An 11,542-nucleotide genomic window follows, 5' to 3' on the forward strand; every position below is an offset into this window, starting at 1 on the left:
CTCCTCTTCGGCGGTCTCTTACCCTTCCTCTTTGGCGGCATGTCGATGACTGCGGTGGGCCGTGCGGCCCAGTCCGTGGTGGTGGAAGTGCGGCGCCAGTTCAAGGAAAAGCCGGGCATCATGGCCGGCACCGACAAGCCCGACTACGGCCGCGCGGTGGACATGCTTACCAAGGCCGCCATCAAGGAAATGATCGTCCCGAGCCTTCTTCCGGTGCTCTCCCCGATCATCGTCTATTTCGTGATCCTCTGGATCGCGGGCCAGGCCAATGCCTTCTCGTCCCTGGGCGCCATGCTCATGGGTGTTATCGTCACCGGCCTCTTCGTCGCCATTTCCATGACCGCCGGCGGCGGCGCCTGGGACAATGCCAAGAAGAGTTTTGAGGACGGTTTCACCGACAGCCACGGCGTCAAACATTTTAAGGGTTCTGATGCCCACAAGGCTTCGGTGACCGGCGACACCGTCGGCGACCCCTACAAGGACACGGCCGGCCCGGCCGTCAATCCGATGATCAAGATCACCAATATCGTGGCGCTGCTGTTGTTGGCTGTGCTGGCACATATGGGTGGTTAGGCGGACATAGTCTGCGCTGGAATGAAGAAGGCCCGGGAGTATACCCCGGGCCTTCTGTTCTATGATGTCGAAAGGCACTAATATTGGGAGCCAACCTTAAGAGAATCGCTGTGGCTCAGGAATCTGATAAATTAAATGCGTCGCTCACAAGCTTTCTTCAGAAAGCTTCTGCCACGGAGCCTGTACATATTACGGAGGAAGCGGGAACAGGGCATAGATTTATTATTTATGGAACTGACAAAGGAACAGAAGTTCAACTTCAGTTCCATGGTGAAGCTCTATGGATGACGCAGTCCCAGATAGCCGATCTGTTTGGACGAGACGTCTCCGTGGTTTCTCGTCATATCGCCAACATTCTTGAGGATGGTGAACTTGAGGAGGAGAGCAATTTGCAAAAAGTGCAAATTGCTGGTTCCGCTAAGCCCGTCACCCTCTACAGCCTAGATATGGTCATCTCGGTCGGCTACCGAGTGAGCTCTCGGCAAGCCACCATGTTTAGAAAATGGGCAACCGAAACCCTAGTGCAATTCGCGACGAAGGGTTTTGTGGTTGACGTCGAGCGCTTGAAAGCGCCCGCTGATAGAGACCACTTCCGCGAGCTCCGCGAGTTAATTCGTGAGATCCGGGCTTCTGAAGCAAATGTGTATCGCGAGCTGCGGCAGATTATTGCTTTATGCAACGACTATGAAGCCCTAAGCGAAGCTACCAAGAACGCGTTTTTTGCGGCTACCCAGAATAAACTTCTATATGCCGTAACTAGCATGACGGCCCCAGAAATACGCCTCGACCGAGCGAAGGCGTCGTCCGCCAATATGGGGCTAACAAGTTGGAAGAAACGTTCCCCAAACAAAAAAGACATTTATACTGCTAAGAATTATTTGGCAGATGCGGAAATTAAAGATCTGAACAGATTCACAAACATGTTGCTCGATTACTTTGAGCAAGAAACTGAGTTGCAGCGTCTTGTGACCACTGCTGACGCCGAGCGTGCTGTAGAACGATTTGTCAAAAATAACGAGAGGCCACTGCTCAAAGGTGGAGGAAGTGTCTCAAAGTTGGACGCAGATCGCCATTGTGAGGCGGAGTACGATAAGTTCGATGACATGCGTAAGCTGAACTACCTTCGAGACGTCGACGAAGGCGAGTAATCTAAACTTATCCCCGTCCCCACCACTCCATCCTAAACTCAAAAAATTCCCCGCACGGGACGGAGTCGAGACGGACGGCTGCGGGGATGCTGAACGCACGAAGACCGTTCTCGTGCGGGTTCGTGGGACTGGCCGCCTTGCGACGAGCGTTCAAAAAGGTGCTGTGAGTCCTGTCCCAAAAATCAGCGCCCCGAGGCGGTTTCGTCTCACTAACTAAAATACTCAGGGGCGAAGGCGTCTCGGGGTCCGTTCCACTTGCAAAAACCTGACGCGGTCACGCGGGCAGGGCGGTGGTGTTTCCCATTCACCAGCTGTCACCGCGCCGCAGCGGGCCAAACGCCAAAAACAAAATTGTCGAACTTTCGCGTCCTCGTTCGTCGCATCAGCAATCGGGCGGGGAGCCCGAAAAGGTTGAAGGGACAAGAGATGCGTAAAGTTGTAGCCGGCCTTTTTCATTCGCTGGATGGCGTCGTCGAGGCGCCGAACGAGTTTCAGTTCGATTCCTTTGATGCCGAACTTGGCGAGGAGCTGGGTGGTGTCATGGCCAACGTCTCGACCGTTCTGATGGGCCGCGTCGGCTATCAGGAATGGGCGGGCTATTGGCCCAATGCGAAAGAGGATCTCGACTTTGCCGGCTTTATCAACAGCGTCCAAAAGTACATCGCGTCGGAAACGCTGAGCCCGCCCGATCTCACCTGGAGCAATGCCCACCTGATCGACGGCGACTTTCTTGATTTCGTCAGGGAGCAGAAAGCAGGCGAGGGAGGCGACATCTGCGCCATGGGCGGCATTTCGCTGGTGCGGCAGCTGGTCTTTGCCGGGCTGATGGACGAGTTGACGCTGATCACCCACCCGGTGATTGCCGGCAAGGGGCGGCACCTGTTCGAGCCTGATGATCCGACGACGCGCCTGGAACTGGTTCGTGCCCGCGTCACGTCCAAGGGCAATGTGGTGCAGGCCTATCGGCGGCTCGGTTAGCACCCCCAGCTCATCGTCATTGCCGGGCTTGTCCCGCCAATCCATCTTGGGGAGGCACGCCATTCTGCGGATGGCATGGACCACCGGGACAAGCCCGGTGGTAACGACCGAGGAGGGAGCGTTTCTACTTCACCGATCGCGGCAGGTCGCCCGATTGCCAGAGGCCGAGACCAAAACCATCCGGGTCCAGAAAGTCGGCGCTCCAGCCGCCGGGGGCTTCGGAGACGGGGGTAACGATGTTGACGCCCTTCTGCGCCAGTTCGCTCACCACGTCGTCAATGCCGCCTTCGTCGAGTTCGAAGACGATGGCCGGTGTGTCGCCGCGCTTGCCTTCCTGCTGGAAGAAGATCAGGTCGGGGCCGTTTTCGATAGAACCCTGCAGCCAGAAGGGTTCTGCGCCCTCCATGCGTTCGAGCCCGAGGCCCAGCGTGTCGTTATAAAAACTTTCGGTGCGAAGGATGTCGCCGACATAGAAGACGATGCTGACTTTTTTTGGTTTGAGGCTCATTGGCTGCGATCCTTGCGGGAAAGAGGTTGTGTGGCGGGTTGATAGAGGCCGAGCAGGTGTCCGTCGGCATCGCGAAGGGTTGCACCATGGCCTTCTGGCGCCGGGCCGACAGGCGAGACGATGGTGGCGCCATAGTGGGCGAGCGCGTCGACGACATCGGCAATGCCGCCGTCGGCCAGGGTGAAGGTCAGCAGGGGGCTTGTGCCCGGTTGGCCCTCACCGCGCATGATGCTGATGCTGAAAACGGGGCTCAGGCGGGCAAAGAGCAGCCGCTCCGCGCCGATGCCTCGCGGTTCGAAGGCAATGCCGAAGACGTCGCGATAGAAGCGCTCGGCCCGGTCGAGGTCGCTGGAATGAAAAATGATACAGGTTTCGCTTGGCTGAGCCAGCATGGCGCATCCTCTCGTTGAGGTCCCCGCTTTTCCGGAGACAACAGCCTATTGCTGCGAGGTGTCGGTTTGTGAGCGCTTTATCAAAAAAAGATGCCCATCCGGATCGTGGCTGGCGAACACGCCGCCGTGACGGAGCAGCGCCGGCAGGAGTGCATCGCGAATGCGGCCATAGGCGAGGTCGAGATTGAGCCCGGTCAGTTCCTCGGGCGCCACGAGCCCCTTGACCGTCAGATGGCGTTTCAGCGCCGAAACGCGCTGGCGCAGGGCCGTGTCGGGCAAGTCGAGCAGATAGGCGATTTCGCGCCGGTTATGCCCGGTCAGCACCAGGGCTGCAAAAGTGCGCAGGGCTGGGGGGAGGCCGGAAAAAATGGCGTCCAGATCGGGATTGTCGGCTTTTCCCTCGGGCGCTCGCGCCGCCTGCCAGGCGGTCTCGCGGCCCCTGCGACGCCGGGACGTGCGCGCTTCCATGCGGGCGCGATTGCGTACGACGCCAGTGAGCCAGCGGGCGTTGTCGGGTTTTTCTATATCGCTTCGGCCAGCAGCGATGGCAGCGACGAGCGCATCCTGCACCACGTCTTCGGCTTCGGCAGAATCGTGTTCGCGGCGAGCGATATGGAGCAGTTGGGCATAGACCCGCCCCCGCATGCTCAAGACGCCTTTCGCACCGACGCTTCTCGCCGCAGCAGTTTTGCGAGGGCCGCATCGGATATGGGGGGGGAGAACAGAAAACCTTGTACTTCCGATACGCCCTGAGCGCGGACCAGTGCCAGTTGTTCCTCGGTTTCGATGCCTTCGGCGGTGGTCGACATGCCTAGCGACTGACCGAGTCCGATCACCGCGCGGATAATGGCCTGGCTGTCGGCACGGCTGACCAGGTCACGCATGAAGGAGCGGTCGATCTTGATCTTGTCGAAGGGGAAGGAGCGCAGATAGGACAGCGAGGAATAGCCGGTGCCAAAATCGTCCATGGAAATACGCACGCCCATGCCGCGCAGTTGATGGAGGGCACGCAGGGTGGATTCGTTCTCGGTCAGGAGCAGGCTTTCGGTGATTTCCAGCTCCAGCCGTTTGGGATCGAGCTGGGCATTGCTCAGCGCCCGGTGCACCTGGTCGACGAGATCACGCTGGCGGAACTGCACCGGCGAGAGGTTTACGGCGACGCGCACACCATTGGGCCAGGTGGCGGCGGTGGCGCAGGCTTCGTTCAGCACCCATTGGCCGATGCTCGAGATCAGGCCAGTGTCCTCGGCAATGGGCACGAATTCCGCAGGGGAGACGATGCGTCCCTCGAATTCCCAGCGCAGCAAAGCCTCGACGCAGGTGATACGGTTTTCCTTAAGGCCGAGGAGCGGCTGGTAGAGCAGGCGGAATTCATTGCGGCTCAGTGCCACGCGGAGCCCGGCCTCGATGAGGCGCCGCTGCTGCAGCTCGGCATCCATGCCTGTTTCGAAGAAGTGGTAGGTCGAGCGCCCTTCGCTCTTGGCCTTGTAGAGGGCGAGATCGGCGTTCTTGACCAGGGTGTCGGTGATCATGCCATCCCCTGGGGCCACGGCAATGCCGACGCTGGCGCCGATTTCGATATGCTGGCCGCGGATATTCATCGGGGCGCACATGGTCTTGATGATGCGATCGGCCACTCGCGCGGCCGTATCGGCATTTTCGATGGGGCGGAGCAGCAGGGCGAATTCGTCGCCGCCGAGGCGGGCGAGCAGATCGCTCTCGCGCGTCGTTCCCCAGAGGCGCACCGCCGCCTGCTTGATCACCTCGTCGCCCACCGCGTGGCCGAGCGTGTCGTTGACGGCCTTGAAGTGGTCGAGGTCGATATAGAGCACCGCCGCCATTTCGCCGCGCTGCAGTCCGGCCTCCATCCGCGCCATTTCCTCGAGGAATTCCGCGCGGTTGGGCAGGTCGGTCAACGCGTCGTGGCGAGCGAGGTGGTGGATGCGCGCCTCGTTCTGCCGCTGCTCGGTAATGTCCTCGTGGGTTGACACCCAGCCGCCATCCTTCATCGGATGGTGCTGCATCAGGATGGTGCGGCCGTTGAGCTCGTGGATGTTCTTGCCATACTCGCGCCGCGCGATGACCTCGCGCCGCCAGGTGATATAGCCTTCCCTTGTGCCGCCAGCGCTCATGCCGACATCGAAAAGGTGCCCGAGGATGTCTTCGAGCTGCGTGCCCGGCCGCACGAAGTTTTCCGGCAGATTGTAGATACGCGCATAGGGCTCGTTGCAGATGACGAGGCGCCCTTTGGCGTCCATCATGCAAAGGCCGATGGAAATATTGTTCACGGCTGCGTCAAGCCGGATGTTCTGGCGTTCGAGTTCGAGCTTTCGGCGCTGCACATTTTCCGAAAGCTGGATCTCGTCGGTGACGTCCTCGTGCGTTACCACCCAGCCGATACGCTCGGAATAGACGTGCGCGGTCTCGACGATGCGGCCGCCATAGACCACTTCCTGGCTCTTGTTGCGCAGCCCGCCGCGATTTGAGAGCAGATCGCTCGTATAGGCCTCGTAGAATGCCTCAGGGCTCTGGCCGGGATGGTTGCCGAGCTTGTGCGAGAGGTGCACGACCTCTTCCAGTGTCATGCCCTTGCGGATCGCATCTTCGGTAAAGCCGTAGAACTCGCGATAGTGCTTGTTCCACATGATCAGGCGGAATTGCGGGGACCAGACGCAAAAGCCATAGGGGATGTTTTCCAGCGCTGCGTCGAGCAGCAGCGCGTCAGCGACGTCATTCGCGCCGGCGTCCAAGTCCCCCATCGATCCCCTCAGTCACATCGTCCAACATGACGCTTTGGTGAAACTAAGGGCAGGGATTTAACGCGGGCTTAAGCGCCGCTTCGAACGAATTGAATCGTTTCAGGAAAGAGTGGTGGCGCGTTTTGCGAGCACGGGCAGGGCCGGTGGGTGGTCCAGCAGGCCCGCAATGGTCCTGGCGCCTGCGTCCGGCGTCAGCCGTCCCATGTCGAGGCGAAGGTCATAGTCATTGTTGCGGTGGACGCCCTCCTGCCAGCGCAGCACAGGCGGCGGTGGGGTATCGCCGCCGAGGTAGAGACCGCCCTGCGGATTGGCGTTCCGCCGGCGCATGATCTCGTCGATGTCGCAGTCGATCCCGATGATAAGCGCGCCGGCCGGCCCCAGCGCCGCAGCAGCGCGATCGAGGATGCGGAGCGGGGTTGCGTAGTCTTCGTGCATACCCAGATCACTGACGATGTCGAAGCCGCGTTGGGCGGCGAGGCCTATGGAGGCAAAGAGAAGATCGTAGAGTTCGGCGACCTTGGTCTCAAGATCGGGCCTTTCCCCGCCAGGGCGCAGGCCAATCCCCGGCATCAGAGCCGGCGGCGTGCTCGCGGCGAGGCTATCGACGCCCAGATTGAGCCAGGTGCCAGCAATCGACGCCTGGATCGCCTTGGCAAGGCTCGATTTGCCCGAGCGGGGGGCGCCGTTGAGAATGATGATGCGGCCGGTCATTTTTCTGTCCCCACGATCAGGCGAAAACCGATGTTCTCGACACCGGTGGCGCCGGTGCGGTTGGCGAGCGCCACTGAAGCGGCGCTGCCATCTTCGGCAAAGCCGATAAAGGCGTTGAAGCCGCCAGTCATGCCATTGTGCCAGACAATGCGGCTGCCGGGTGCGTCGCTGATCATCCAGCCGAGCCCAACGCTCATCGAGGCGCGATCGGTTGGTCGTGTCCGTTCCCGCATCAGCGCGAACGCCTCTTTAAGCGGTGTCTCGACCTGTCTGCTGGCTGCGGCGGCGAACTTTGCCATGTCGCTGACGGTCGAACGATAGCCGCCTGCCGGCGAAAAGACGCCGAAATCCCAGTGGGATACAGGCTCGCCGGTTGCGTTATGGGCAGTTGCAAAGCGTGCTTCCGCGGACTTTGGTACATCGAGATAGGTCTCGGACATGCCCAGCGGATCGAGGATGCGCTCGGCAACCAGCGTGTCGAAAGGCTGGCCTTCGACATGGGCAATGGCAAGACCGAGCAGGGCAGCGCCGATATTGGAATAGGAAAAGTGCGTGCCCGGCGCGGCGTTGAGCTCATAGCTCGCGAGGGACGTAAAGAGCATATCCGCGGTATAGGCCCGATAGGGATTGGACGGATCGGCGAAGAACATTTCCGGCGGGACCGCAGGCAGGCCGGCGCTATGGGTGGCAAGGTCGAAAAGGGTCATTTCCTGCCCCTTGAAGGTCGGGAGATCGACGCCCTCCGGCAGGTAGATTCTTGCCGGTTGGTCGAGGGCCATTCTGCCCTCCAGCACTAGCTGGGCGAGGAGCAGGTTGGTGAAGACCTTGCTGATCGAGCCGATTTCGAAAATTGTGTCCGCAGTGACGGGAGCGGTGGCACCCTGCTGCAAAGGGCCTTTTGCGCCGAATTCCGGCTGGCCATCGACAATGCGCGCTGCGGCGATGCCGATGTCGCCCTGATCGCTCGCGTGGTCCTGCAGAAATGCCGAGATGGTGTCGTCGGCGAGAGTGGGCGCGGCGAGCAGAAAACTCATCAGCGCCAGTAATCTTCCAATTCGGCGCATGATCCCTCCCTGCACAGCCTCACTCTACCGATAATGGCAGAGCCCGGCAGCAGTTGCGCCGGATGGGGAACGGGTTGGCCCGTTCCCCGGCATTTGGGATCAGCCGCGCGCCTTCTTGTTGCGGGCAGCCCAGGTTTTCAGACGCAGGCCATTGAGGCGGATGAAGCCGGCGGCGTCCTTGTGGTCGTAGGCCACGGCGCCTTCTTCGAAGGTCACGAGGTCCATCGAATAGAGCGAATTGGCCGAGGAGCGGGCGATGACATTGGCTGAGCCCTTGTAGAGCTTCACGGTGACTTCGCCGGAGACATATTCCTGGCTCTTGTCGATCAGGGCCTGCAGCATTTCGCGTTCGGGCGAGAACCAGAAGCCGTTGTAGATCAGCTCGGCATATTTCGGCATCAGCTCGTCCTTGAGGTGAGCTTCGCCGCGGTCGAGGGTGATCGATTCGATGCCGCGGTGGGCAACGAGCAGGATCGAGCCGCCGGGGGTCTCGTAGAGACCGCGCGACTTCATGCCGACGAAACGGTTTTCAACGAGGTCAAGACGGCCAACGCCATGCTTGCCGCCAAGTTCGTTGAGCTTGGTAAGCAGCGCCGCCGGCGAAAGCTTGACGCCATTGACCGAGACCGGATCGCCCTTTTCGTAGCCGATGGTGATGATTTCGGGCTCGTTCGGCGCCTTTTCCGGATCGACCGTGCGCTGGGCGACATAGTCGGGAGCCGGAACGGCGGGGTCTTCCAGCACCATGCCTTCGGACGAAGTATGGAGGAGATTGGCGTCGACCGAGAACGGAGCCTCGCCGCGCTTGTCCTTGGCGATCGGGATCTGGTTCGCTTCGGCATAGGCGAGAAGCTGGGTGCGCGAGCGCAGGTCCCATTCACGCCAGGGGGCGATTACCTTGATCGAGGGATCGAGCGCATTGGCGGTCAGTTCGAAACGGACCTGGTCATTGCCCTTGCCGGTGGCGCCATGGGAAATGGCGTCGGCGCCGGTTTCCTGGGCGATTTCGACGAGGCGCTTGGCGATCAGCGGGCGGGCAATGGAGGTGCCGAGCAGGTACTGGCCTTCATAGACCGTATTGGCGCGGAACATGGGGAAGACGAAATCGCGCACGAATTCTTCGCGCAGGTCTTCGATGCGGATATCCCTAATGCCGAACATTTCGGCCTTCTTGCGTGCCGGCTCGAGCTCTTCGCCCTGGCCGAGATCAGCGGTAAAGGTCACCACTTCGCAATTATAGGTTTCCTGCAGCCATTTCAGGATGATGGAGGTGTCGAGGCCGCCGGAATAGGCCAGCACGACTTTCTTGATTTCATTCGCCATGGTTGTCGTCCCAAGATCTGATGGTGACAGGATAGATCACTCGATGCGCAATGAACTTGCTATTATCGCAGGTCCTTGCCAATTTCTGGCATATTATGCCAATTTTGCACGAATGGGGACGGAAAGATGCCAGAAATGCTTGATGCCATCGACCGCCGTATCCTGAAAGCATTGCAGCGCAATGGGCGCATGTCCAATGTCGAATTGGCCAATGAGGTCGGGCTGTCGCCCTCGCCCTGCCTGCGCCGTGTGAAACTGCTCGAAGAAAATGGCGTCATCGATCAGTATGTTGCCGTGCTCAACGGGCAGAAATTGGGCCTGGGGCTGACCGTCTTTGCGCGCATCTGGTTCAAGACCCAGGATGCCGAGACGACGAACCAGTTTGCCGAGACGGTGCGAAAATATCCCGAAGTCGCGGAGTGCTACCTTACCACGGGCGAGTGCGACGCCATCATGCGCATCGTGACGACCGACCTGCACGCCTATTGGCGGTTTCAGTCGGATTATCTCATGCGCATTCCCAGCGTCCAGAGCGTCAAGACCGACGTGCCCATGGAGACGATCAAGCGCAGTTTCGAGCTGCCGGTGAGCTAGAACCTGTTCAGCGCCTGCGGTTAGTGCCATACCGGATCAACACTTCGTTGCCCCAAGGCCAAACCAGCCATGTCTGCCCTTATCCCCGACCTGCACGTTATTTTGGCCTTCGCGATTGCGACGGTGGTTCTGGCCATAACGCCCGGGCCGGATATGGCGCTGCAGTTGAGTCGCGCCATCAATTATGGCCGCGCTCATGGGGTCGCCGCGATGTTCGGGGCCATGGCCGGCATTCTCGTCCACACGACGCTGGTAGCCTTCGGCATTTCGGTCCTGATCATAGCGGCTCCTCCGCTGTTCCTGGCGCTAAAAATTGTTGGTGCGCTTTATCTTATTTGGTTGGCCTACCAGGCGATCGTGCATGGCGGCGGCCTTCGGATCGCCGAGGCGGCAAAGAAGCCGCCGACCGTGCGACAGAGTTTTGCGACCGGGCTCGGGATCAACCTCCTCAATCCTAAGGTGGTGCTGTTCTTCGTGACCTTCCTGCCCCAGTTCGTGGATGCGCATGATCCTGCTGCGACCTCAAAGCTGTTTTTCCTCGGCTTCGAGTTTGTGCTGCTCTCGATCCCACTTGGTCTCGTCACGGTGATGGCGGCCGACTGGCTGGCCGCAGCGTTCAAACGCAGCAAATGGGTAGAACGGACGCTGAACTGGAGCTTTGCAGCGATCTTCACCGCCTTTGCGGTCACCATTCTCACGGCACAGGCGCGCCACTGATGAACTATCGTCACGTCTTCCACGCCGGCAATTTTGCCGACGTGGTCAAGCACACCATTCTAACCCGCATCCTTGCCTATCTGATGCGCAAGGATGCGCCGTTTCGCGTCATCGACACCCATGCCGGTGTGGGGCTCTATGACCTCAAGGGGGCGGCGGCCGAAAAGACCGGCGAATGGGTCGATGGTATTGGGCGCCTCATCGAGCGCGACCTGCCCAGGCCTGCTCAGGATCTCCTCGTTCCCTATCTGGATGCCGTCCGGGCACAGAGTCCCGATGGCGCGTTGCGCTTCTATCCGGGCTCGCCGCTGATCACGCGAAACATGCTGCGGCAGCAGGATCGGCTGATGGCGCTCGAACTGCATCCGGTCGATGTCGAAGCGCTGCGCGAGAATTTTGCCGGCGATTTTCAGGTTCGCGTTACGCATGTCGATGGCTGGCAGGCCCTTGGCACACATCTGCCGCCCAAGGAGAAGCGCGGCCTTGTGCTCATCGATCCGCCCTTCGAGGAGCGGAATGAATTCGAGCGTATGGCGCAGAACCTCATCAAAGCTCACAAGCGTTGGCCTACCGGGCTCTATGCCCTGTGGTATCCTATCAAGGATGTGGCAGACGTGGATAAGTTCGTCGCTCTGCTCCAGACATCGGGTATTCCGAAAATCCTGAGGCTTGAGCTGACCATTCGCCAGCCTTCCAACCCGCCGCGCCTTCATGGCACCGGCATGATCGTCATCAATCCCCCTTTCGTGCTTGAAGAAGAGATGCGGGTGCTGAT

13 protein-coding genes are annotated in these 11,542 nt (G+C 60.0%); 6 read left to right on the plus strand and 7 right to left on the minus strand.

Features of this window, described 5'->3' with window-relative positions; genetic code table 11:
- The 3 genes from J0I64_RS19330 to J0I64_RS19340 form a co-directional block, all read left to right on the plus strand.
- Positions 1-573 (plus strand): sodium/proton-translocating pyrophosphatase (locus J0I64_RS19330; protein WP_291411313.1); only part of this gene is annotated, 573 nt, incomplete at its 5' end.
- Between the two features lie 110 nt (positions 574-683).
- Positions 684-1,721, plus strand: a complete 1,038-nt coding sequence (rhuM, locus tag J0I64_RS19335) for a RhuM family protein (RefSeq protein ID WP_291411315.1) — start codon at positions 684-686, stop codon at positions 1,719-1,721.
- A gap of 426 nt (positions 1,722-2,147) precedes the next feature.
- Positions 2,148-2,699, plus strand: coding sequence for a dihydrofolate reductase family protein (locus J0I64_RS19340; RefSeq protein WP_291411317.1), 552 nt, complete (start codon positions 2,148-2,150; stop codon positions 2,697-2,699).
- Between the two features lie 124 nt (positions 2,700-2,823).
- On the opposite strand, the gene J0I64_RS19345 is transcribed toward J0I64_RS19340, so the two are convergent.
- The 7 genes from J0I64_RS19345 to J0I64_RS19375 all read right to left on the minus strand — a co-directional run bounded on the left by J0I64_RS19345 (position 2,824) and on the right by J0I64_RS19375 (position 9,456).
- On the minus strand, positions 2,824-3,207 hold the full coding sequence (locus J0I64_RS19345; protein WP_291411319.1) for a VOC family protein: 384 nt from the start codon (positions 3,205-3,207) through the stop codon (positions 2,824-2,826).
- On the minus strand, positions 3,204-3,599 hold the full coding sequence (locus J0I64_RS19350) for a VOC family protein (RefSeq protein WP_291411321.1): 396 nt from the start codon (positions 3,597-3,599) through the stop codon (positions 3,204-3,206). The genes J0I64_RS19345 and J0I64_RS19350 overlap by 4 nt, the downstream gene beginning before the upstream one ends.
- A 45-nt stretch (positions 3,600-3,644) precedes the next feature.
- Positions 3,645-4,244: a sigma factor gene (locus tag J0I64_RS19355; RefSeq protein WP_291411323.1), complete on the minus strand. Its 600-nt coding sequence runs from the start codon at positions 4,242-4,244 to the stop codon at positions 3,645-3,647.
- A gap of 2 nt (positions 4,245-4,246) precedes the next feature.
- Positions 4,247-6,358: an EAL domain-containing protein gene (locus J0I64_RS19360; protein ID WP_291411325.1), complete on the minus strand. Its 2,112-nt coding sequence runs from the start codon at positions 6,356-6,358 to the stop codon at positions 4,247-4,249.
- Positions 6,359-6,457: 99 nt separating this feature from the next.
- Positions 6,458-7,069 carry a chloramphenicol phosphotransferase gene (locus J0I64_RS19365; protein WP_291411327.1) on the minus strand — a complete coding sequence of 204 codons (612 nt, stop codon included), beginning with the start codon at positions 7,067-7,069 and terminating at the stop codon, positions 6,458-6,460.
- Positions 7,066-8,133: a serine hydrolase gene (locus J0I64_RS19370; RefSeq protein ID WP_291411330.1), complete on the minus strand. Its 1,068-nt coding sequence runs from the start codon at positions 8,131-8,133 to the stop codon at positions 7,066-7,068. Before J0I64_RS19370 ends, J0I64_RS19365 begins: the two co-directional genes overlap by 4 nt.
- 99 nt (positions 8,134-8,232) lie before the next feature.
- Positions 8,233-9,456, minus strand: coding sequence for an argininosuccinate synthase (locus J0I64_RS19375; protein WP_291411332.1), 1,224 nt, complete (start codon positions 9,454-9,456; stop codon positions 8,233-8,235).
- Positions 9,457-9,582: 126 nt separating this feature from the next.
- Between J0I64_RS19375 and J0I64_RS19380 the strand changes: the two genes are divergently transcribed.
- The 3 genes from J0I64_RS19380 to rlmJ form a co-directional block, all read left to right on the plus strand.
- Positions 9,583-10,050 carry an Lrp/AsnC family transcriptional regulator gene (locus tag J0I64_RS19380; protein WP_291411334.1) on the plus strand — a complete coding sequence of 156 codons (468 nt, stop codon included), beginning with the start codon at positions 9,583-9,585 and terminating at the stop codon, positions 10,048-10,050.
- A gap of 69 nt (positions 10,051-10,119) precedes the next feature.
- Complete coding sequence (locus J0I64_RS19385) at positions 10,120-10,767, plus strand: LysE family translocator (RefSeq protein WP_291411336.1); 648 nt, start codon at positions 10,120-10,122, stop codon at positions 10,765-10,767.
- Positions 10,767-11,542, plus strand: a 776-nt coding sequence (rlmJ, locus tag J0I64_RS19390; protein ID WP_291411338.1) for a 23S rRNA (adenine(2030)-N(6))-methyltransferase RlmJ, incomplete at its 3' end; no start/stop codon positions are given. The genes J0I64_RS19385 and rlmJ, both read left to right, overlap by 1 nt.

The organism is Devosia sp., assembly GCF_017307565.1.
In the GTDB taxonomy this organism is placed as follows: domain Bacteria; phylum Pseudomonadota; class Alphaproteobacteria; order Rhizobiales; family Devosiaceae; genus Devosia.